Annotated in this window: 23 protein-coding genes and 1 pseudogene; 17 read left to right on the top strand and 7 right to left on the bottom strand. The window is 66.5% G+C overall.

The genetic code is table 11. The features are described 5' to 3' along the window. Positions 1–2: 2 nt before the first annotated feature. The 3 genes from AC07YR_RS15530 to AC07YR_RS15520 form a co-directional block, all read right to left on the bottom strand. Positions 3–1,010, bottom strand: coding sequence for an aminoglycoside phosphotransferase family protein (locus AC07YR_RS15530; protein WP_055798467.1), 1,008 nt, complete (start codon positions 1,008–1,010; stop codon positions 3–5). Between the two features lie 43 nt (positions 1,011–1,053). After that, positions 1,054–1,785: a VIT1/CCC1 transporter family protein gene (locus tag AC07YR_RS15525; protein WP_055798464.1), complete on the bottom strand. Its 732-nt coding sequence runs from the start codon at positions 1,783–1,785 to the stop codon at positions 1,054–1,056. A gap of 83 nt (positions 1,786–1,868) precedes the next feature. Then, positions 1,869–3,104: a ferritin-like domain-containing protein gene (locus AC07YR_RS15520; RefSeq protein WP_494734497.1), complete on the bottom strand. Its 1,236-nt coding sequence runs from the start codon at positions 3,102–3,104 to the stop codon at positions 1,869–1,871. A gap of 87 nt (positions 3,105–3,191) precedes the next feature. On the opposite strand from AC07YR_RS15520, the gene rimP reads away from it, so the two are divergent. From rimP to rbfA, 5 genes are all read left to right on the top strand, one after another. Next, positions 3,192–3,809, top strand: coding sequence for a ribosome maturation factor RimP (gene rimP, locus AC07YR_RS15515; RefSeq protein WP_436057187.1), 618 nt, complete (start codon positions 3,192–3,194; stop codon positions 3,807–3,809). Beyond that, positions 3,809–4,789 (top strand): transcription termination factor NusA, encoded by a 981-nt coding sequence (gene nusA / locus AC07YR_RS15510; RefSeq protein WP_028272174.1) that lies wholly within the window; start codon positions 3,809–3,811, stop codon positions 4,787–4,789. The genes rimP and nusA overlap by 1 nt, the downstream gene beginning before the upstream one ends. Positions 4,790–5,006: 217 nt before the next feature. Further along, complete coding sequence (locus AC07YR_RS15505) at positions 5,007–5,348, top strand: YlxR family protein (protein WP_055798455.1); 342 nt, start codon at positions 5,007–5,009, stop codon at positions 5,346–5,348. Between the two features lie 152 nt (positions 5,349–5,500). Continuing rightward, positions 5,501–8,407: a translation initiation factor IF-2 gene (infB, locus tag AC07YR_RS15500; protein WP_055798451.1), complete on the top strand. Its 2,907-nt coding sequence runs from the start codon at positions 5,501–5,503 to the stop codon at positions 8,405–8,407. A gap of 247 nt (positions 8,408–8,654) precedes the next feature. Beyond that, positions 8,655–9,164 (top strand): 30S ribosome-binding factor RbfA, encoded by a 510-nt coding sequence (gene rbfA, locus AC07YR_RS15495; RefSeq protein ID WP_055798448.1) that lies wholly within the window; start codon positions 8,655–8,657, stop codon positions 9,162–9,164. A 67-nt stretch (positions 9,165–9,231) separates the two neighbouring features. Here the strand turns inward: rbfA and AC07YR_RS15490 are convergent, their stop codons facing one another. Continuing rightward, entirely contained in the window at positions 9,232–10,347 is a 1,116-nt protein-coding gene (locus tag AC07YR_RS15490; protein WP_494734496.1) for a ScyD/ScyE family protein, read from the bottom strand. A gap of 179 nt (positions 10,348–10,526) precedes the next feature. Between AC07YR_RS15490 and AC07YR_RS15485 the strand changes: the two genes are divergently transcribed. From AC07YR_RS15485 to AC07YR_RS15475, 3 genes are all read left to right on the top strand, one after another. After that, on the top strand, positions 10,527–11,012 hold the full coding sequence (locus AC07YR_RS15485; RefSeq protein ID WP_055798442.1) for a nucleoside deaminase: 486 nt from the start codon (positions 10,527–10,529) through the stop codon (positions 11,010–11,012). An 83-nt stretch (positions 11,013–11,095) separates the two neighbouring features. Further along, positions 11,096–11,569, top strand: a complete 474-nt coding sequence (gene trxA, locus AC07YR_RS15480; protein WP_055798439.1) for a thioredoxin — start codon at positions 11,096–11,098, stop codon at positions 11,567–11,569. 94 nt (positions 11,570–11,663) lie between these two features. Then, positions 11,664–12,002: a CU044_2847 family protein gene (locus AC07YR_RS15475; protein WP_055798436.1), complete on the top strand. Its 339-nt coding sequence runs from the start codon at positions 11,664–11,666 to the stop codon at positions 12,000–12,002. Between the two features lie 74 nt (positions 12,003–12,076). Here the strand turns inward: AC07YR_RS15475 and AC07YR_RS15470 are convergent, their stop codons facing one another. After that, positions 12,077–12,286: a hypothetical protein gene (locus AC07YR_RS15470; protein ID WP_028272182.1), complete on the bottom strand. Its 210-nt coding sequence runs from the start codon at positions 12,284–12,286 to the stop codon at positions 12,077–12,079. Positions 12,287–12,452: 166 nt separating this feature from the next. Continuing rightward, positions 12,453–13,607 (bottom strand): pyridoxal phosphate-dependent aminotransferase, encoded by a 1,155-nt coding sequence (locus tag AC07YR_RS15465; RefSeq protein ID WP_494734495.1) that lies wholly within the window; start codon positions 13,605–13,607, stop codon positions 12,453–12,455. A 130-nt stretch (positions 13,608–13,737) separates the two neighbouring features. Between AC07YR_RS15465 and truB the strand changes: the two genes are divergently transcribed. The 4 genes from truB to AC07YR_RS15445 are packed head-to-tail and all read left to right on the top strand — an operon-like array spanning position 13,738 to position 17,181. After that, positions 13,738–14,658 carry a tRNA pseudouridine(55) synthase TruB gene (gene truB / locus AC07YR_RS15460; RefSeq protein WP_494734494.1) on the top strand — a complete coding sequence of 307 codons (921 nt, stop codon included), beginning with the start codon at positions 13,738–13,740 and terminating at the stop codon, positions 14,656–14,658. Between the two features lies 1 nt (position 14,659). Beyond that, positions 14,660–15,013 (top strand): hypothetical protein, encoded by a 354-nt coding sequence (locus AC07YR_RS15455; protein WP_055798430.1) that lies wholly within the window; start codon positions 14,660–14,662, stop codon positions 15,011–15,013. Positions 15,014–15,031: 18 nt separating this feature from the next. Beyond that, positions 15,032–15,508, top strand: coding sequence for a hypothetical protein (locus AC07YR_RS15450; protein WP_494734493.1), 477 nt, complete (start codon positions 15,032–15,034; stop codon positions 15,506–15,508). Positions 15,509–15,552: 44 nt separating this feature from the next. Further along, entirely contained in the window at positions 15,553–17,181 is a 1,629-nt protein-coding gene (locus tag AC07YR_RS15445; protein ID WP_494734492.1) for an HNH endonuclease signature motif containing protein, read from the top strand. Positions 17,182–17,193: 12 nt separating this feature from the next. Here AC07YR_RS15445 and AC07YR_RS15440 read toward each other — a convergent pair whose 3' ends face one another. Next, positions 17,194–18,528 carry an FAD-binding oxidoreductase gene (locus AC07YR_RS15440; RefSeq protein WP_494734491.1) on the bottom strand — a complete coding sequence of 445 codons (1,335 nt, stop codon included), beginning with the start codon at positions 18,526–18,528 and terminating at the stop codon, positions 17,194–17,196. Between the two features lie 190 nt (positions 18,529–18,718). Between AC07YR_RS15440 and AC07YR_RS15435 the strand changes: the two genes are divergently transcribed. The 5 genes and pseudogenes from AC07YR_RS15435 to AC07YR_RS15415 all read left to right on the top strand — a co-directional run bounded on the left by AC07YR_RS15435 (position 18,719) and on the right by AC07YR_RS15415 (position 21,873). Continuing rightward, positions 18,719–19,129: a TOBE domain-containing protein gene (locus tag AC07YR_RS15435; protein ID WP_494734490.1), complete on the top strand. Its 411-nt coding sequence runs from the start codon at positions 18,719–18,721 to the stop codon at positions 19,127–19,129. Then, positions 19,126–19,938: a molybdate ABC transporter substrate-binding protein gene (gene modA / locus AC07YR_RS15430; protein ID WP_494734489.1), complete on the top strand. Its 813-nt coding sequence runs from the start codon at positions 19,126–19,128 to the stop codon at positions 19,936–19,938. Before AC07YR_RS15435 ends, modA begins: the two co-directional genes overlap by 4 nt. A gap of 7 nt (positions 19,939–19,945) precedes the next feature. Continuing rightward, entirely contained in the window at positions 19,946–20,800 is an 855-nt protein-coding gene (locus tag AC07YR_RS15425) for an ABC transporter permease (protein ID WP_494734488.1), read from the top strand. A gap of 47 nt (positions 20,801–20,847) precedes the next feature. Further along, positions 20,848–21,228 (top strand): annotated as a pseudogene (locus tag AC07YR_RS15420) (ATP-binding cassette domain-containing protein); the annotation flags it as partial. A gap of 54 nt (positions 21,229–21,282) precedes the next feature. After that, positions 21,283–21,873: a TOBE domain-containing protein gene (locus AC07YR_RS15415; protein WP_494734540.1), complete on the top strand. Its 591-nt coding sequence runs from the start codon at positions 21,283–21,285 to the stop codon at positions 21,871–21,873. The last annotated feature ends 17 nt before the right edge of the window (positions 21,874–21,890 follow it).

The raw sequence follows: 21,890 nt of genomic DNA, 5'->3' as shown, positions 1-21,890 counted from the left end.
CTTCACTCAGGCCCTGCTTCACCCGGTGCCGGGAGGTCATGCGCAGCGGGCAATCCGTCGAGGGTGCGTCCGGCCAGCGTGCTGGCCACCCAGAGGGAACGGGCCAGGTCGCCGCCATGGTGGGGGCGCGAGGCATAGGATAGGGCGTTTTCAACTTCGCGGGCGAGGCTCCACTGCCGGGCCGCCTCGGCATCCAGCCCCGCCGCGTTGCTGAAGTCCCTGCATCTCTCCAGCAGTCCCCGCCGGGGATCAGACCGGGAGAGGTCCCGGATGCGGTTCCACAGGAGCGGGGCCACCGAGAACTCGGCTTCGCCGATCATTGGCTGCGGGTCGATTGCCGCAAAACCGCCCTGCGGCCGGGCCAGGATGTTCAGGTAATGGAAGTCCGTGTTGACCAGGACGTCGGTCCCGGCACGGCGGCCCACCGCTCCGCGCGTCTGGCAAACTTCCAGGGCAGCCTCCAGCAGCCAGCGCGGAAATGGCCTGCCGAGCTGCTCCCAGTCCGCCGGAAGATCATCACTCCACTGCTCGGCGCGGGCTGCCACGTGGTCGAATTCGTGCCACTCCGGGCGATGGTCCGGCCTCAGGCTCAACTGCCGTGTCAGCCCGCCCCAGACGCCTACGGCCGTATCGAGCGGAACGTCCTGGAGGGAGCGGCAAGCGTCGAGCCTTTCCAGCAGCATGGAACACGTCCCGGCGTCGGACTCCAGGAGCCGCACCGCACCGTGGCCGTCCCAGAGCCGGAGGGCGAAACGCTCCACCCGGGCTTCGTCGTGCGGGTAGGCAACCTTGAGGACTGCAGGAACGCCCTTGCGGGTTACCGGGACAACCACGGCTCCATGGCCGTTCCATGGCAGCTCACCGGGCGCCAGATCCACCTCAAGGTCCCACCGCTCCAGGCGTCCGCGAATCAGCCTCTGGAGGGAACCCAGCCAGGCACGTCCGCCGCTTGTCCTGCCGTACCGGCGGCTCAGGTCAGGCGGGATGGGGACATCTGCGGGTGCTTTCATCGGATCCAGCGTAACTGCCGGCCCGCCGGCAGGACGCGGAAGGTCAGGCGACCACGCCGCTGGCACCCAGCAGGTTGCCGATCCCGAAGGTCGCGATGAGTGCCAGGGCACCGCCGAGCACCACCCTGAACGCAGCCTTCGACTTCGAGCCTCCGCCGATCCATGCTCCGAGGGCTCCGGTCAGTGCCAGGGCCACCAGCACTGCCACGAAGGTCAGGGGGACCCGGATCTCCTCCGGGGGCAGCAGGATTGCCAGCATGGGCAGGATCGCTCCGATCAGGAACGCTATGGCTGACGCGAAGGCCGCGTGCCACGGGCTGACGATGTCGGTCTCATCGATGTGGAGTTCGGCGGAAAGATGCGCGCCAAGGGCGTCGTGGGCGGTGAGTTCCTCAGCCACCGTGCGGGCAGTGGCGGCGCTGAGGCCCTTGCCCTGGTAGATGGCGGCGAGCTCCTCGAGCTCCTCCTCGGGCTGCTCAGCCAGTTCGCGTCTTTCCTTCTCGATGAGCGCCTGCTGGCTGTCCTTCTGGCTGCTGACGGACACGTACTCGCCCAGCGCCATCGAAATGGCACCACCCACGACGCCGGCCGCACCGGCGATCAGGATAGGGCCGGAATCCGTGGTGACGCCTGCCACGCCCACCACGATTGCCGCGACGGACACGATGCCGTCGTTGGCACCCAGAACTCCGGCGCGCAGCCAGTTCAGCCGATGGGCGATGTCGTTGTGGTGCGGTTCGTTTTCATGCTGTGTTGCTGCTCCCGCGATGTCCATGGGTATAGCAAACCATCGGCTACCGCCGCCTGCCAGTAATACAAGGCTAAGAAAGGTAAGCCACGCCAAGGGCGAGGCAGGGTCTATCCGGCGTCCGACGGCGCCGGCGAAGCCCCCGGCGCGGTCGATTCCTGCGACGGGCTGTCCTGCGGGAGCTCCGGAAGCTGCGCAGTATCCACCACGATGCCCGGCAGGGGACCGGGGTCGGAGCCCCACAACACGGCGCGGTTGGCAGCTGCCAGAAGGCCCGAAATGGCCCATTGCCGGGTGCTCCCGCCGCTCAACGCGACCAGGTCCCCGTATACCGGGAGGGTTCCTGCTTCAAGGCTGCCCAGACCGGCGGCAGGGGCAGCGAGGAACGACGGGCCGAGGGTGTACCCCGCCTCCCGCGGCGGAATGTCCACGCACAGGGCGCGGCTGAGGGCTTCGGCTTCGGCAAGGACCGACTCATGCCGTGCCAGCAGCTGTGACGCCGAGCCGGCGGCCGCTCCGTCGAGGCGGGCAAGCGCCACTTGGTAGCCGTAGACCGTTTCGGCCTCCGTCTTGACAGTCATCGCCAGGGCTGTTGCCGGGGTGGCCGATCCTTCAGCCGGTCCGGACTCGGTGGTGGCCGGCGGGCAGGAACCGTCCGCTGCCGCCGATGCGGTAACCGATGCTGTTGCCGATGCTGTTGCCGATGTGGTTGCCGATGACGCGGCTGTCGGCGCGGCTGACGGCGCGACTTGGGGCGGCGCGGCCGGAGACGCGGGCGCCGCGGGGGCGGCTTCCCCCAACGCAGGTGCAAGTGAGGATGCCTGAAGAACCTGGGCGGTACCGACGGCGGCAAGCAGCCGTGCCATCCCGCCGTCGGAAGCTGCCGCATCTTCGAGGCGCCGGCTTCCGCTGGCGGACAACGCGGCGACGAGGGCGGCGGGGGAGTCCGTTCCCTCGGCCTGCGCCGTCGCGGAAGCGGTTGCTGATCCGGATGCGGAGGCGGCACCCGTGGCCGACGCGGACGGCTTCGGATCAGGGCCGGTCAGCGCTCTCGCCTGGGTTGTCAGCAAAGTCACAGTGCGCAGCAGGGCCTGGCGCTCGGCACCGGAAAAGGAGTCAGCCATTCTTCTGCCGGCCAGGCGCAGCTGCATCGTTTCGGCAAGCGCAGCCGCCCGTGCCCGTTCGGAAAACGCGGGTTCCGGCACCTCCTGCGGAGGGCCCGGAGTCAGCGCCAGCCCCAGGCTGATGACCAGGACCGCCAACGACGCCAGGATGCCGTACCGGAAATAGCGGGCCGGCCGTGGTTTTTCCTTGGTGTCGTCTTTCACAACAGACCATGTTGTCATGCCCGGCAGCAAGCGAGTGCACCACGGCGCCCATAAAATGGCTACGCTAGTACACACAACATCATCTAGCGGGAGGCGGCCGGCATCGTGAGTAATGCAGAAGCCACGACTTCATCAGACCGGACCGGGACGGGCAAGACTGAGGCCGAATCCGTGCACAACCCGGAAGCCGAGCGCGTCCGGGCGCTGCTGGAACCCTCGGTCCAGGCAAACCGGCTTTACTTGGAGGACGTATCCATTCAGGTTGCCGGTGCAAACCGTGTGGTCCACGTAGTAGTGGACCTGCCGCAGGAAGAGACCGGCGGAGTAAGCCTTGACGTTATTGCGGAGATTTCCAAGGAACTCTCCGGCATCCTGGACAGCGACCCCAGCTACGACAGCCGCCCCTACGACCTCGAGGTTTCCTCGCCCGGCGTGGGACGGCCACTGACCGAACCGCGCCACTGGCACCGTGCCCGCGGCCGCATGGTCAAGGTGAATGTCATCCAGGGCGAAAACCTGACCGGCAGGATCCAGGCCGTTGATGACGACGGCGTGACGCTGATTCCGGAGATCGCTGCCAAGAAGGGCATGAAGCCCAAGCAGGGCGAGCCGGAGAAGATTCCTTTCGACAGGATCCGCAATGGAAAAGTCGAGATAGAGTTCAGCCACCTCGATGAGGTCGGTCTGGAAGATGAACACAATGGACCTTCTGAGGAGGCCTGATGGATATTGACATGAGCGCACTGAGACTTCTGGAGCGTGAGCGTGAAATCCCGCTGGACCTCCTGATTCCCACCATCGAGCAGGCACTGCTGGTGGCGTACCACAAGTCTCCGGGAGCCTTCGAGAAGGCCCGCGCAGAGCTGGACCGCAAGAGCGGCCACGTGACCATCTGGGCCACCGAAATCGACGACGACGGCGCCCCCATCGGGGAGTTCGAGGACACTCCGGCCGGGTTTGGCCGCATCGCTGCCAGCACGGCACGCCAGATCATCCTGCAGCGGTTGCGCGACGTTGAGGACGACAACGTCCTGGGCGAGTTCAAGGGCCGCGAAGGCGAGCTTGTTGCCGGCACCATCCAGCAGGGCAACAACCCGCACATGATCCAGGTGAACCTCGGAACCGTAGAGGCGCTGCTGCCTCCGCCCGAGCAGGTGCCCGGCGAGAAGTACATCCACGGCAACAGGCTTCGCGCTTTCGTGATCGACGTGCACCGCGGCACCAAGGGTCCGTCCATCACGTTGTCCCGTTCGCACCCCGGACTGGTCCGGAAACTTTTCGAACTGGAAGTTCCGGAGATCGCCGACCGTTCCGTGGAGATCGTGGCACTCGCCCGCGAAGCCGGTCACCGCACCAAGATCGCCGTCAAGGCCAACATCCCCGGCATCAATGCCAAGGGTGCCTGCATCGGTGAAATGGGTTCGCGTGTCCGTGCCGTCATGACCGAGCTCAACGACGAAAAGATCGACATCGTTGACTTCAGCGAGGATCCGGCCAGTTTCATTGCCAGCGCGTTGTCTCCGTCGAGGGTGAATTCCGTCACCATCACGGATGAAGCGACGCGCTCCGCCCGTGTTGTGGTGCCGGACTACCAGCTGTCGCTTGCCATCGGCAAGGAGGGCCAGAACGCCCGCCTGGCCGCCAAGCTCACCGGCTGGCGGATCGACATCGTCTCCGACGCCGCGGTTCAGCGCGAAAACTAGTCCGCCGTGGCGGACGGCCCCTCGGACTGTCCCGTCCCGTTTCGACCCGTCGTTTCGGGGCCGGGGCACCTGAGGGGCTAGAATAGACATTGACCGTGCCTTATGGCCGGTATCCGTGCGCCTTGAGCGTGCCCGCAGAATCTGCGTTTCTTAGGAGCGCAGCCCCAAGCGGGCGGGTTCGGGGCGGCAGATTTGTAAGGGCAGGAAGATACTCACCGTGGCGCACACGCAACACCTTGAGGATCAGCCGCAGCGTACCTGCATCGGATGCCGGAAGAAGGGTCCGCGGTCTGAGTTACTCCGGCTCGTCGCCGAAGGCAGCGGTTCCACCGCTGTTGTGGTGGACGAACGACGCCGGATGGCTGGCCGGGGTGCTTGGCTGCACTCCAGCGAAACGTGCCTGGCGCTGGCTATCAAGCGGCGTGCGTTCGGACGTGCCCTCCCGGGCACCACCGGAACTGCCGCCGTCGAACGCCGGATAACGGCAGGCACGCAAGCCGTGGACACTCCGGTGGCCGCAGCAACAACCGTCCAACCTGAAAGCGGGTCAGAAAACTGATGGAAACCCGATGAGTTCCCAGCGATGAGTGCGCAACGATGACAACTTTGTTGCGCTCTGCAATGGACCTTTCAGCTGCACTCGCGGCGGAGGTCCGCAGTAAGAAGTAGACGGTTCGTGCCTGGCTCGGTGCGGACCGAGACAGGAGAAATGTGGCCAAGGTCCGCGTACATGAGCTTGCTAAAGAGCTCGGTATTACTTCCAAAGATGCAGTAACCAAACTGCAGGAACTGGGCGAATTCGTTCGCTCCGCCTCTTCCACCATTGAGGCCCCCGTTGTGAGGAAACTCCGCAACGCCTACCCCGCCGCCGGCGCTTCGAAGTCCGAAGCTCCCGCTGCAGCGCCCAAGGCGCCCGCAAGCCCCTCGGCTTCCCGTCCGGCCCCCGCGCCGGGCCCGGCAGCTCCCAAGGCTCCGGAACCCAAGGCTGAAGCTCCGGCAGCAGCCCCGGCCCCGTCTGCGCCCGCTCCGGCAGCAGCCCCTGCCCCCGCGGCCCCGGCTGCAGCAGCAGCTGCGCCGGCAGCCCCGGCGGCACCGTCCACCGGTGCAAAGCCCGGCGCACGCCCGGCCCCCAAGGCTGAAGCTCCTGCAGCCCCGTCCCGCTCCGGCGGACAGGGCAGTTCGGCACCCCGTCCGGGCGGCCCCCGCCCCGGCAACAACCCCTTCGCCACGTCCCAGGGCATGCCCCGGGGCCGCGGCGGCGACAACGAACGTCCGCCGCGTCCGGGCAACAACCCCTTCGCTCCTTCCCAGGGCATGCCCCGTCCGGGCGGAAGCCGCACCGAGGGCGAACGCCCCGGCGGCCCCCGTCCGGCAGCCGGCGCAGGAGGACCCCGTCCGGGTGCTCCGCGTCCCGGCGGCACCCAGGGTGCACGTCCCGGCGCTCCGCGTCCGGCCGGTGCTCCCGGTGCACGTCCCGGTGCAGGCGGCGGAAACCGTCCTACTCCGGGCATGATGCCTAACCGCACCGAACGTCCCGCACCCGCTGGTGCAGGCCGTCCCGGCGGCGGTGGACGCGGTCCCGGACGCCCGGGCGGCGCACCGGGTACCGGTGGCGCTCCCGGTGCCGGTGGCGGTGCTCCGGCCGGCGGTGGCTTTGGCAAGGGCGGCCGCGGTCGCGGTGGCACCCAGGGTGCCTTCGGTAAGGGCGGCGCAGGCCGTGGCAAGCAGCGCAAGTCGAAGCGTGCCAAGCGTCAGGAACTCGAGCAGATGAGTGCTCCGTCGCTGGGTGGCGTAAGCGTGCCCCGCGGCGACGGCAACACCGTTGTCCGGCTCCGTCGCGGCTCGTCCATCACGGACTTTGCCGACAAGATCGAGGCGAACCCCGCTGCACTGGTGACCGTGCTCTTCCACCTCGGCGAAATGGCCACGGCCACGCAGTCCCTGGATGAAGAGACCTTCGCCCTGCTCGGCGAGGAGCTTGGCTACAAGCTCCAGGTCGTGTCCCCGGAGGACGAGGAGCGCGAGCTGCTCTCCGGTTTCGACATCGACTTCGACGCGGAGCTGGAAGCCGAAGGCGACGAGGAACTCGAGGCACGTCCTCCTGTTGTCACCGTCATGGGTCACGTTGACCACGGTAAGACCCGCCTGCTGGATGCCATCCGTAACTCCGACGTTGTCGCGGGTGAACACGGCGGCATCACGCAGCACATCGGTGCTTACCAGATCACCACGGCGCACGAAGGTCTCGACCGCAAGATCACCTTCATCGATACTCCGGGCCACGAGGCGTTCACCGCCATGCGTGCCCGTGGTGCGAAGGTCACCGACATCGCCATCCTGGTGGTCGCAGCGGACGACGGCGTTATGCCGCAGACCGTTGAAGCCCTCAACCACGCGCAGGCAGCCAACGTGCCGATCGTCGTGGCCGTGAACAAGATCGACAAGGAAGGCGCCAACCCGGACAAGGTCCGCGGCCAGCTGACCGAGTACGGACTGGTTCCCGAGGAATACGGTGGCGACACCATGTTCGTCGAGGTCTCTGCCCGCCAGAACCTCAACATCGACGAGCTGCTCGAGGCCGTCCTGCTCACCGCAGACGCAGCCCTGGACATGCGCGCCAACCCGAACAAGGACGCCCGCGGTATTGCGATCGAAGCCAACCTGGACAAGGGCCGCGGTGCGGTTGCCACCGTCCTGGTCCAGTCCGGTACGCTGCACGTCGGCGACACTATCGTGGCAGGCACGGCCCACGGCCGCGTCCGTGCGATGTTCGACGACGACGGCAGCGTCCTGACAGAGGCCGGCCCGTCCCGCCCCGTGCAGGTGCTGGGTCTGTCCAACGTCCCGCGTGCAGGCGACACCTTCTTCGTGACCGCTGACGAGCGCACCGCCCGCCAGATCGCTGAGAAGCGTGAAGCAGCCGACCGCAACGCAGCCCTGGCCAAGCGCCGCAAGCGCATCAGCCTGGAAGACTTCGACCAGGCCGTCGCCGAAGGCAAGATCGACACCCTCAACCTCATCCTCAAGGGTGACGTGTCCGGTGCCGTGGAAGCCCTCGAAGACGCGCTGCTCAAGATCGACGTCGGCGAAGGTGTCCAGCTCCGCGTTATCCACCGCGGTGTCGGTGCGATCACGCAGAACGACGTCAACCTGGCAACTGTCGACAGCGCCGTCATCATCGGCTTCAACGTCAAGCCCGCCGAGCGTGTTGCCGAACTGGCAGACCGCGAAGGCGTGGACATGCGCTTCTACTCCGTCATCTACGCAGCAATCGATGACATCGAGCTGGCCCTCAAGGGCATGCTCAAGCCGGAGTACGAAGAGGTCCAGCTTGGCACCGCCGAGGTCCGCGAAGTGTTCCGTTCCTCCAAGTTCGGCAACATTGCCGGTTCCATCGTTCGCTCGGGTGTTATCCGACGCAACACGAAGGCCCGCATCAGCCGCGACGGCAAGATCATCGGCGACAACCTCACCGTTGAGACGCTCAAGCGCTTCAAGGACGACGCAACCGAGGTCCGCACGGACTTCGAGTGTGGTATCGGTCTTGGCTCGTTCAACGACATCACCGAGGGCGACATCATCGAGACCTTCGAGATGCGCGAGAAGCCGCGCGTCTAAGGTGTCCTAGCGTTACAGGTGCGGGGTCGTTGGATTCTTTCCGGCGGCCCCGCCCCTTCGCCGGACGGTATTCGATCTTCGATCGCAAACCGCCCGGCTCCGGTAGGCCCGATGCCACTCCCGGGCCGCCGGAAAAAATCCAACGCGGGTCCGTCGTAGACTCGCCTTAGGTGCGTGGCAATTAACCGAACCTTTTGTACGCAAGCCGCTAACGCGCCGTCGTACATCCAAATATTTAGGAGTGGAAATGGCTGATCCGGCACGCGCTGCCAAGTTGGCGCAGCGGATTAAGGTTGTTGTTGCAGAGGCTTTGGGCCGGAAGGTCAAGGATCCGCGGCTTGAAGGTATTACTGTTACCGACGCCCGCGTGACCAATGACCTGCAACACGCCACGATCTACTACACCGTGTTCGGGGACCAGGTGGTGCAGGCTGATGCTGCCAAGGGCCTGGAGAAGGCCAAGGGCGTTCTCCGGCAGGAAGTGGGCCGCAACATCACGGTCCGGCTGACTCCCACCCTCGAATTCGTGGCTGACCAGATTCCGGTCAACGCCTCCAACCTCGAAGAACTGCTCCGCGCCGCCAAGAAGCGGGACGCCGAGGTTGCCGCCCTGGCTGCCAGCGCCAAGCACGCCGGCGACGCCGATCCTTACAAGAGCGACATTCCTGAGGATGTCGAAATCGACGAGGACGACTTCGACGAAGAGGACGAAGACCTCATCGACGACGAAGAAATCAACGAAGACGGCAACAAGTAGCACGTCGCAGGCATGAGTGTGGCCGGACCCGGAAGGGTCCGGCCACTTTTTTGCCCAAGGAGTGGCGTCAGTGGCGGGCGTGCCTGTCAAGGTCAAGGGAAACCAGTTTGCCGTCGGGTGCCTGGTTCGGCGCGGGGAGGGCATCAGTGGTCGCGTAAAGCGTGGAATCCCCGATGGTGACGTCAGCGGTGAGCTTGCCTGTCAGGACTGTCCGCTGTCCTTCGTCGCCGTTGATCCTCAGCACGCCGTCGCCGAACAGCGACGCGACGTAGATGTCGCCGTCGTCGTCAAGTGCCAGTCCGGTGGGGGAGAGCACTTCGTCAGCGAACAGCCTGACCCTGCCGTTGTCCGGGTTGACCTTATAGACGGACCCGCGTGCGCCCAGCCGCGGATCTTCCGGTCCGCCGGGGAGCGTGGTGACGTAGAGCCAACCGTCGGAACCTACCGCCACGTCCGTGGGCACTGGTTCAAATGCATAGGTCCGTCCCACAACGCAGTCCGGCAGCTGCAGTGTCGCCGCAACGTCGGCAGTGATCCGGTATGGCTGGGGCGGGAGGAGGGCGACGGTTTCGGTGTCACCTGAACGGAGGTCCACGGAAACCACGCTGTTGGCTCCCGCATCTGCCACGTAGGCCGTGCGGCCGGACAGGGCAATCGAGTATGGATGGGAATCCACGTCGCCTGTGTACGAGGCAGGCGGCATGTCGGCGGGCAGCTGGGCGGCGCACTCATCCGGCAGGTTGCGGAAGCCGTAGCGGGTGTCGCCGTCGGCGTTTTCTTCCGACTCCAGGGAAGCGAAGTCCCCGATGGTCCACTGCGTACCATCGTCGCTGATGGCCCTGATGTGGCCTGCCAGTGGCCTGTCGTCCATCGGGCCGGCGCCCTGGCTTTCCAGGAGATACAGTGTGGACCGGCGCTCCGCGGTGCCCGCCACGTCCCAATCAGGAGCCGAATAGACGGTGGACTTGCTGCCGTCGGCCAGAACCCTCGTCAGGCGGCCGGCGAATTCCTCGCTGACGATCACCGAGCCGTCCTGGTCAGCGTTGACGTGCAGGGGACCCACGAGTCCGCTCGCAAGGACTACGGGTGTTTGCTCCGCTGGCGCGGCACTGGCCGAAGCTGCGGGGGCCAGGAGCACGGCGATAGCTGCCGCGGACGCAAGCACCCGACGTTGATTTCTCATGGTTCTCTCCAATGCCCTTTGATGAATATCAAGAGCCTTGAGACCACGGATTGGCTACCGTAAGAACGGCTGCCCCCACTGCCCATATTGTAATTCCCGGTCGTCGGCATCGTCGATGGTCACGCAAACTGCCGGGCCCGGCGCACCGGAACTACGGGCCGGCTGGCTATGATCGGAGCATGGATGCCCAACCTTCAGCCGCCGCTATCCAGGACTTCCTGGGCCAGGCCATCAACCTCGCCGTTCAGAATGTGGCCGACGGCGGCGGACCGTTCGGTGCGCTGGTGGTCACCGAGGACGGAAAACGCCATTTTGGCGTCAACAGGGTAACGCGGGATAACGACCCCACCGCACATGCCGAAGTTGTGGCCATCCGCACCGCTGCGGCAGAATCCGCCAATTTCGACCTCAGCGGAGCTGTGCTCTACGCAAGCTGCGAACCCTGTCCGTTGTGCCTGGCGGCCGCGTTGTGGGCGCGGATCGGTCGTGTGTATTTTGCCGCGGACAGGCACGGCGCCGCGGCTGCCGGGTTCGACGACGCCCTGTTCTACGAATATTTTGACGGCACCCGCCCGGAACTCATGCCGGTCAGCCAAACCGATATCCCGACGTCGAACGTCCCCTTTGACGCGTGGCGGGACAACCCGGACCGCACGGAATACTGACCTCCGCCTCGGGGTTCCGGCCTGCCGGACCGGCGGGACCTTCGACTCTATCCGGCAATGGTTGGCAGGCGTCCGATTAAGCCATGACCTCAGGTGCGGCCGGAAGGCAGCGCGGAGCAGTGGAACCGCGACTTATCAGGTGCCCCGGCTGCGGGAAGACGAACAGGATCCCGGCAGCTGCTCCCGGCCGTCCGCGCTGCGGCAACTGCCGCCACGACCTGCCGTGGATTGTCGACGCCGGAGATGCTGACTTCAAGCACATCGCCGAGCAGTCCACCGTGCCTGCCCTGATCGACTTCTGGGCCGAGTGGTGCGGCCCCTGCAAGTTGGTCAGCCCGGTCCTGGACCAGCTGGCAACGGAGAAGGCAGGTCGGATCAAACTGGTCAAAGTCGACGTGGACAAGGCCCCCGGGCTCTCTGCGAGGTTTGCAGTCCAGGCCATCCCCACGCTGATGGTGATTGTCAGCGGAATGGTGATTGCCCGGCAGGCGGGAGCCGCGCCGGCGCCGGCCTTGCGGACCTGGCTGGAGCACGCGCTGTCCTCCACTCTGAGCTGAGCACCACTCCGGCCTCGGCCCCAGTCGTTTTCAGCAATCTGCAGCACATTCCCGGCACAAGTAATCGGCATATGGAGTGCATACGGAGGAAGCCATGACAGAGATACTGCGCTACGAAGTCGGATCCGGCATGGTCCTGGTCGAAGCAGAGGAGAGCAGCTTCGGGGTGGAACACCCCTCGCGGGACGACCAGGGGATCCAGGACACCGGGCGCAGGCTAGAAGATGCCCTCGCGGCCATCCGGCCGGCAGCAAGAGCCGCCGCGGACGTCCTGGGGGACCTGGCGCCGAAGCATCTGGAACTTCAGTTCGGCGTGAAATTGGCTGGCACAGCAGGGGCCATCATCGCGAGGAATGTTGCCGAGGCCCATTTCATCGTCAGGATGTCATGGTCGCCCGAGCAGGCGCCGCCCGAGGAAGAGATCGAGTACTAGAGGCTCAGCCGTGAGGTGCACTGCGCTATGTCCGCCGCACCGCCATGTTCGCCGCACCGGGTTGGTTCGCGGCACTATGTCCGCGACCGGCGGCCGCCGCGCGCCCCCAGCCCGCCGAGAAGCGGCGATCCCATGCCCAACAGGAAGCCGAAGTCGTACCAATTGCCGGCCCTCGCGTTGTTGTAGAAGGGGAACTCAGCCCACGCGCCGAAAACGTGCGCGATGAGCACGATCCACGCCGTAAAACCGTTCCAGAAGCCCCACAGCAGGTCTTGCCACCACATGATGTTCCTCTCCGGTGCCGCCCCTCTGGTCAGGTTAAGGCGCGGGCGGCTTTCGCACTAGGGACTCTTTGCCCCACCTGGGAGTTGTTCCCCCGCCGTGCGGGGCGCCCCGAGAACGTGCGGGGCGGCCCCAGAACCTGGGGCGGCAGTCCCGGGGCGTGTGGCGTCAGTCGCGGGACGGCAAACGGCCAAGGCCTTCCACGAGTTCAGCTTGGACGCCGCAGAGTGCAATCCGGATCCAGCCTTCGCCGATGGAACCGAAGGCCGTGCCAGGCGCGAAAGAAACCCCGGCATCAGCGAGGAACTTACGGACCCAGGTTCGCACTTCGCCGCCGCTGACGTGGGAAACATCGGCCCAAAGGTAGAACGCCCCCTGCGCCGAAAGGAAGGGAATGCCCTTGGACGCCAGCACTGCCGAAGCTGCGTCCCGGTTGGCCCGGTAGTGGGCATGGGCATGGCTGACGTAGTCCTGCGGCCCCTCAAGTGCGGCGAGCGCGGCGGACTGGGACGGTGAGGCGACGCACGAAACGATCGACTCCATCACATTGTTCATCTTCCGCTCCAGCCCCGGCGGGCAAATCAGCGCGCCGATCCGCAGCCCTGTCAGTCCATAGGTCTTGGAAAGCGTCAAGGAAGTGAAGACCCTTGCCTCCCCGGGGACGTCGCTGTCGAACCGGGCGGGGCTGACGTGGGGGACGTCGTAGGTGAATGCCTCGTAGCATTCGTCGGAGATGATCCACAGGTCGTGGCGCCGGGCCAGTTCGACGAGGCCGCGGGTGAGGTCGCCGCCCAGCACCGCGCCCAGCGGATTGGACGGCGAGTTTAGGATCAGCACTTTGGTCTGCGGCGTGATGAGGGCTTCGATGTCCTCGATCCGGGGCTGGAAGTCGTGCTCGGGGTATAGCGGGTACCGTACAGGCACTGCGTGCAGCAGTTGGCTGGTCATGGCGAAGGTGGGGTAGCCCGGATTGGGGATCAGGATTTCGTCGCCGGGGGAGAGCAGCAGGCTCATGGCGAAGTGGAGGCCCTGCTGGGCGCCGTCCACGACGTAGACCCGTCCGGACCCGACCTCGACGCCGTTGTGTTCACGGAACCTCGCTGCGAAGGCCTCTCGGAGGGCAGGGATTCCGGCATTCGGCGTGTAATTGGTCTCGTCGCGGTCCAGGCATGCCATTCCGGCCTCAAGGACATGGCGGGGGACGGCGAAGCCTGGTTCGCCGATGCTCAGCACGATGGCTCCCGGGGTGGCCCAGGCTGCTTCGGTGATCTCGCGGATCTGGTTGACGGGAAAGTCGCGGACATGGGCGGCAAGCTCGGGCATGTCTGCCATCCTAACCGCCCGCCGTCGGGCCGCCGCGGGACCCGGCCGCCCGCCGTCGGGCCGCCGCGGGACCCGGCCGCCCGCCGTCGTGCGAAATGGGAGCGCCGTGGGCGCGGATATACTGGGAGGCGTGCTTTCTGGACTGGTAATAGTTGACAAGCCGCAAGGATGGACCAGCCACGATGTGGTTGGACGGATGCGGCGGCTGGCCGGTACCCGGAAAGTGGGGCATGCCGGAACGCTGGATCCGATGGCCACGGGTGTGCTGGTTCTTGGGATCAACAAGGCCACGCGGCTTCTGACGTACATCGTGGGCACGTCCAAGACGTATACAGCCACCATCCGTCTCGGCGAATCCACAGTGACGGACGACGCCGAAGGCGAGGTGGTCAGCAGCCGATCTGCCGCTGCGGTCACCGAAGAAGCCATCCGGGCCGGCGTCGCAGCACTCACCGGCGAGATCCAGCAGGTCCCCAGCAGCGTGAGCGCCATCAAAGTCAACGGCGAACGCGCGTACGCCCGCGTCCGGTCCGGCGAAGACGTGAAGCTTGCTGCACGGCCCGTAACCATCCACCGGTTCGATGTCCATTCGCTCCGCCCCGAGCGCGACGGCGAAGTCCTTGACGTGGACGTCACGGTGGAGTGCTCGTCCGGAACATATATCCGGGCCCTGGCACGCGACCTTGGCGAGGCGCTGGGAACAGGAGGCCACCTGACGGCGCTTCGGCGGACCCAGGTTGGCCCCTACACGCTGGACCAGGCCCGGACGCTCGAGCAGCTGGCGGAGGAACTGGAAGTTCTGGAGATGTCCCAGTCGGCGCGGGCGCTCATGCCGAACCGGGAGCTCAGCGATGATGAAGCCACTGAAATCTCCTTCGGCCGGCGCATAGCCGCGGGCGCGGCAGCCGGAACCCCGGAGGCTGCTACCGCAGACAGTCCCGCCGCAGCGTTCGCGCCCGACGGCTCGCTCGTTGCCCTGCTGGCCGACGCCGGTGGCTATGCCAAGCCTGTGCTCGTTTTTGCCCCCAGCAACGAACAGCCGGGCAAATAGCATGGACGCGTACTTTTACATCATTCTGGCCGTCGGACTGCTCTCCACGATCATCTGCGCCGTGGCGGGGATCATGAATAAAGCCCCGAACGACGCCACCATCCTGTCCGTGGCCGCCGTCGAACTGGCACTGCTGGTTTACCTCGTCGGCTCCATCGTCCGCGTTTCGTCGGGAGAACAGATAGCCGGGGAATCATGGGAATTCTGGGGCTATCTGATCACCGCCCTGATCCTGCCCGTTGGCGCCGTGTACTGGTCCATCCTGGAACGCACCCGGTGGAGCAACTTTGTCCTGGCTGCCGTGGGCGTCACCGCCCTTGTCATGGCCGCCCGCATGAACCAGATCTGGTACTGAGTGGAAGAAGCACAAGAAGTGACTCCGCAAACCCCCGTCAACAAGACCGACGCGGCGCCGAAGGCCCTGTCCAAGGACACCCGGAACACCGGGCCCGGGCGGCTGCTGATCGCTGTCTACGCAGTTTTCGCCATCTCTGCCACGGCCCGGGCCGGCTATCAGATTCTCACCAAGTTCTCCGAGGCTCCGCTCGCATACCTGCTCTCGGCGTTAGCGGCACTCGTTTACGTCGTCGCCACGGTCTCCCTGGCGAGGCCCGGCAGGACGTGGTTCAAAGTGTCAGTGGCCGCCGTTCTCGTGGAACTCGTGGGCGTGGTGGTGGTCGGGGCGCTGAGCATCTTCGACTCCGTCAACTTCCCGCACGAAACGGTCTGGTCGCTTTTCGGCCGCGGCTACGCGTTTATCCCGCTGCTGCTTCCCATTCTTGGACTTGCGTGGCTGTACCGGCGCCGCCCGTCAGTAAGTTCACCGTCAGCAGGGTCACAGTCGTCCTGACTCGGCGGCCCTAAATTGTCGTAGGTCGCTGGCAGAGTTGTCCCATGGAGGTCTTGGGGGAACTCGCTGCAGGAGGGGCGTTGCGGTGGGCGGCATTGCCCGCCGCCGGTTCTGCTGTTCGGCTCTCTTCCGGTCCGGGCCTGCGCAGTGTCCCCGCCGGTCTGCAGCCTTCTCAGGCGTTGGCGTCCGACGGCGGCGGGTCCGGTGATCTTCCCCGGAGCCTTGCGCTGCTCAAACGTGCCAGTTCGACGGCGGTCGAGGACGCCGGGGTGATGGGCTTCCGGGAGGCTGCTGACTTCGCGGCGAACGTTGAGGACATCGCCCGGACCCTGGAATATCTGCAGGTGGTCGCCGCCGGGGCTGTGGACCGGACCCGCCGCCTGGCCTCGGCTGCTGCGGGTTCTGCGAGGTCCGGCTCGGGTGCTGCGGTTGCCTGGACCACCGGATGGGGTAACGAGACTGCCGTGCACGGGCCCATCGGCTGGGCCACCAGCCCGGCGGATGAGGACCACGTTGCCAAGACGGCAGTGCGTAACGAAGCTCCGGACCCCGCCGAACCGGACCCGGCCGATGACGGGTGCCGGAACACCACCGAGTTCCTCCGGGCCCGGTTGCGGATCGGTGCCGGCGAAGCCCGCCGCCGGCTGGCGCTGGCCGAGGCGGTGCTGCCCAGGACCGGGACCACCGGGCACCCCCAACCGGCGGAACGGCCCGAACTCGCCGAGGCCGTGGCGTCCGGGTCCGTGGGCTCCCGGTCCGCGACCATCGTTACGCTGGCGTTGGACCGGGTCCGCCACCACGCCGCCGAAGACACCACAGCCAGGATGGAACACGCCCTGACCCGCACCGCGACGGAACAGGACACCGACTTCGTCGCCCGGGTCGCCCGGCAGTGGACGGACGCGATCGACCAGGACGGCACCGAACCCACCGAAACCGAACTCCGGCACCGGCAGGGTGTGTTCCTCCGCCAGCCCCGCCGCGGACTCCAGCGGATGGAAATCCTCGCCACCACGGAGCAAACCGAACACCTGCTCACCGCGATGAACACGGCCACCAACCCCCGCACCCAACCAGGCGAGCAGGACCTGGACCAGCGCACCCGCCCGCAGCAGCTCCTCGATGGCCTTGTCGGCGCCTGCAAAGCAGGCTTGGCCGCCGGGGCGCTCCCTGCCGCGGGCGGGCTCCGGCCCCAGGTCATGGTGACCATCGACTACCGCGACCTGCTCGACAAACTCGAACAGGGCATCCCGGGCACGGGCTCGTTCACGTTCACCGGCCCCGTCACCGCCGCCACCGTCCGCAAAATCGCCTGCGACGCGGACATCATCCCCGTCCTGCTCGGCAGCCAGGGGCGGATCCTGGACATCGGCCGGACCACAAGGGTGTTCCCGCCGCACATCCGCAAAGCCCTCACCGCCCGCGACCAGGGCTGCGCCTTCCCGGGCTGCACCATCCCCGCACCCTGGTGCGAAGCCCACCACATCTCTTACTGGTCACACGGCGGAACCACCAGCACAGACAACGGCGCCCTGCTCTGCAGCCATCACCACCACCTGATCCACAAGGAACAATGGCAGATCCACGTCAAAACCGGGATCCCCTGGTTCATCCCGCCACCCCACATCGACCCACAACAGGTCCCGCGAAGAAACAACTACTTCAGATGCTGAAAATTGCACGCCCTACTCCGGGGCGGGCGGGATGTTCTGGTTGCCGCGGAACACGTTGTCCGGATCGAATTCCCGTTTCACCCGGGACATCCTGTCGAAGTTTTCATCCCCGAATGCGGCGCGGACCCGGGCCTGGCCTTCGTCGCCGATGAAGTTCAACCACACCCCGCCGGTGGCGTAGGGCGCAATGTCGTGGCGGAAATCCTTCACCCATGCCTTGGCTTCGTCACCCTCCTGCGGTGTCTCGCCCAGGCCGAACGGGTGGCTGACCCAGCTCGCGTTGCGGTTCAGCAGCGGCGTGGCCGCCGCGGCCGGTCCGCCCACCGCGCCTCCCCAGTGTGCAATCAGCTGCTGGGAGTGCTGGCCGGGCAGCTTGCGCGCCGAATCGATAACGATGTCCAGGGCGTCGTCGGAAAGTTCGTTGTGGTAGTCGGCGCTCCAGTAGTTGTACAGGCCTGGAGGGTCATCCAGGGAGCATTGGAAGTCGGCGTAATTGGTGTCCTCCACCAGATCCACCGCCGGGTTGAGCGCCCGGTACGGCCTGGCCCGCTCAGCGCCTTCACCGGCATCGCCCGCGTAGATGTACACCACGCCAACGGCCATCTTTCCCACCATCTCCGGTGGCATGAACGGCTCGGGCGGAGCGGTGAAATAGAGCAGGGTTGCGCATTCCTCGTTGGGCGCGGCGAGGGCAAGCTCCCGGTATCCGCGGCTGACTTCGGTGGCAGCCTCCCCGGGCCAGATCATCAGGCCGGCGTGTACTTTCGGACCGAGTTCGTGCAGTCCGAACGTGAAGGATGTGGCCACGCCGAAGTTTCCGCCCCCGCCGTGCAGGGCCCAGAACAGTTCGGGGTTCTCGCTGGCGCTGGCAGTCACCAGTTCGCCGGCGGCGGTGACCAGGTCCACCGAAATCAGATGGTCGCAGGCAAAACCGAAGGCCCGTTCCAGCCAGCCGGAGCCGCCGCCCAGAGTGAAGCCGGCCAGCCCTGTGGTGGAAACACGCCCTCCGGTCAGGGCGAGGCCGTATTCCTGCGTAGCCCGGTCAAACTCGCCGCAGGTGAGGCCGGCGCCGGCCGTGACGGTGCGGTTCTCCGGATCCACACTGACCGATTTCATGGGACGCACGTCCACCACCAGGCCGCCGTCGTTCATCGACATCCCGGCCACGGAGTGCCCGCCTGCGCGGACAGCCACGGCCAGCTCGTTGTCGCGTGCATGCTTCAACGCCTCAGCCACCTCGCCGGGGGTTCCGCATTGGGCGATCACGGCCGGGCGACGGTCGATCATCGCGTTGAAGAGTTTCCGGGATTCGTCGTAGTCCGGACTGTCAGGCCTGATCCATTTCATGGCAACGCTCCTTGGCGCCGGCGGCTCCGCCCCCACGAAAAATCGTACTGCCGCTGCTGGCTGCGGGGCTATGGTTCACGCCAGCCAATGCCTTCGGCAAGGATCGCCGGCTTGAGGGACAAAACCCCTGGCGTCAGTATCTGCGGGCAAATATGGACTCATTATCCGCAAATGAGGTTATTCTGAACAAATGCCAACCATTCGAATCGCAGAAGCGGCAAGGTTCCTGGGCGTCAGCGACGACACCGTCCGCCGCTGGACCGAGAACGGGAGCCTCACCCCGGTGAAGGACGACTCGGGCCGCCTGGCCGTTGACGGGTTCGAGCTTGCCACCCTGGCCCGCGACCAGGCCCAGCTTCCGGAGGATCCCACCAGGGTGGGCAGTTCGGCCCGCAACCGGTTCGTCGGCCTGGTCACCGGAATCACTGCGGACAGGGTTATGGCCCAGGTCGAACTGCAGTGCGGGCCGTTCCGGGTGGTGTCGCTGATGAGCAGCGAAGCCGTGCGGGAGCTGGGTCTGGAGCTCGGGTCCATTGCCACGGCTGTCGTCAAGGCCACCACGGTGATCATTGAAACGCCACAGGGAAAGAGCATCGTGTGAAGTCCTGGAATCCGCGCACCACCGCGCTGCTGGCGGCCACCGCGCTTACCTTCGGGCTGGCTGCCTGCGCTCCGTCAGCGTCAACGTCGGCCGGCACTGCGGGTGCCGGATCCTCGGAGACGGCCGGGCAGCTCTCCGGGACCCTTACCGTTTTCGCCGCGGCCTCGCTCAAGGCCACCTTCACCAAGCTCGCCAGCGACTTTGAAGCAAAGAACCCCGGAACCAAGGTGACGCTCAGCTTCGGCGGCTCCTCGGACCTGGCCACGCAGATCTCCCAAGGTGCGCCCGCTGACGTCTTTGCCTCAGCGGACACCAGGAACATGGCCAAGCTTACCGACGCCGGACTCCTCGAGGGGGCGGAAACGAACTTCGCCACTAACGTCCTGCAGATCGCCGTCCCACGCTCCAACCCGGCGTCGATCGCGTCCTTCGCCGACCTCGCCAAGCCGGGAGTCAAGGTGGTTGTCTGCGCCAGCCAGGTCCCGTGCGGGGCAGCATCGGACGCCGTGGAAAAGGCCGCCGGCGTCACCCTGTCGCCGGTCAGCGAGGAATCGTCAGTCACGGACGTGCTGGGCAAAGTGACCTCCGGTGAAGCCGACGCCGGCCTGGTGTACGTCACGGACGTGAAGGGCGCTGGCGACAAGGTCAAGGGCATCCCCTTCCCGGAAGCCGGCAAGGCCGTCAATACGTATCCCATCGCCACAGTAGGCTCGAGCCGGAACAAGGAACTTGCCGCCGCGTTCATCGCCCTGGTGACCGGTGCCGAAGGCAGTAAGACCCTCGCCGACGCCGGTTTCGGAGCACCGTAAGGAGACCATGGACCTAGGACGGGGAAGCGGGTACCACGGAGTCCCGCGCTGGGTCTACGCCATCGCCGCGGCGGGCGGGGTGTTCGTGCTCCTGCCGCTGGCGGCCATGGCCGCCCGCGTCAATTGGCCGCAGTTCATACCGCTGGTCACGTCGGAATCCTCCCTGACGGCTCTTGGACTCAGCCTGCGGACCTCGGCGGCGAGCACTGCGCTGTGCATTGTTTTTGGCGTGCCGCTGGCCCTTGTCCTGGCACGTTCGAGCTTCCCCGGCCAGCGCCTGTTGCGCGCCTTTGTGCTGCTGCCGCTGGTGCTGCCGCCGGTGGTAGGCGGCATCGCCCTCCTGTACACCTTCGGCCGCCAAGGCCTGCTGGGCCGGAGCCTTGAGGCTGCCGGGATCCAGATTGCCTTTTCGACGACGGCGGTGGTGCTTGCCCAGACCTTCGTGGCCCTGCCGTTCCTGGTGGTCAGCCTGGAAGGCGCGCTTCGCACCGCCGGCGGTCGGTACGAGGCAGTGGCCGCCACCCTCGGCGCCCGGCCCACCACCGTCCTGCGGCGTGTTACCGTGCCGCTGGTGCTGCCCGGCCTGGCGTCCGGGGCCGTGCTGTCCTTCGCGCGGAGCCTGGGCGAATTCGGTGCCACGCTCACCTTCGCCGGGAGCCTGCAGGGGGTGACCCGGACCTTGCCGCTGGAAATCTACCTGCAGCGGGAAACGGACGCCGATGCCGCCGTCGCGCTTTCCCTTGTCCTGGTGGCCGTGGCCGTGACGGTGGTGGGGCTGACGTATCGGCGCCCCGGCCAACAGGACCAGCGCAGTGTCCCGGCGGGCGGCACGGCAAGCGGACGAATGGACGGCGCCCGGTGAGCTTTCGCATGCAGGCAACCGTGCGCGCCCGCGGGTTCGACGTCGGCCTCAGCCTCGCGCCGGGCGAAACAGTCGCGGTCATGGGCCCCAACGGCGCCGGCAAATCCACCCTCCTCAGCGTCGTCGCCGGACTGCTGCGGCCCGATTCCGGCCAGTCCGTCATCGACGGAAAAGTGCTGTTCGACCTCGACGGCGGCGCCAGTGTTTGGACCGCACCGCACCACCGCCGCACGGCACTCCTCGCGCAGGAGCCGCTGCTGTTCCCGCACCTCAGCGCCCTGGAAAACGTGGCCTTCGGACCCCGCAGCGCCGGAACGGCCAGGAAGGCGGCCCGGGAGGCGGCCCGTGAATGGCTGGCCGCGGTGGGTGCCGGGGACCTCGAGGCCCGGCGGCCAATGGAACTCTCCGGCGGACAGGCCCAGCGTGTGGCGGTGGCCCGGGCCCTTGCGGCCAACCCTGAAGTGCTGCTACTGGACGAGCCCATGGCGGCATTGGACATCCACGCGGCGCCGCTGCTCCGCAGGCTGCTGAAGAAGGTCCTGGCCGGGCGGCGCGCCATCATCATCACCCACGACGTCCTTGACGCCCTGATGCTGGCCGACCGGGTGATCATCCTCGAACGGGGCAAAATTGCCGAGGAAGGGCCCACCAGGCAGGTCCTGCAGCGGCCCCGAAGCCGGTTTGCCGCCGGGCTGGCGGGGCTGAACCTCATTCCCGGAACCATCACCGCCACCGGCATCCGGACAACAGAGGGTCTTGAAGTGGCCGGCCACCAGGACGAGGACCTCCTCCCGATTGGACCAGGCGAGCCAAACATGGCCGGGCAGCCCGGCGTAGCTGCCTTCCCGCCGTCGGCCGTCTCCGTCTTCCTGAGCGACGCGCACGGCAGTCCCCGGAACTCATTCCCCGTCACAGTCACCGACCTGGAACAACACGGCGACCAGATCCGGGTCCGGGCAGGCGGGATGTCCGCGGACATCACCCCGGCTGCCTCGGCTGACCTGGGGCTTGCGCCGGGAATGACCGTCTACTTCGTGATCAAGGCGACCGCGGTGGCCGTCTACCCTGCCTAGCATCAGCCTCTTTGGTC

The sequence above is a fragment of the Arthrobacter sp. GW460-12-1-14-TSB2 genome (genome assembly GCF_059423525.1).
This window is presented reverse-complemented; position numbering and strand designations above follow the sequence as displayed.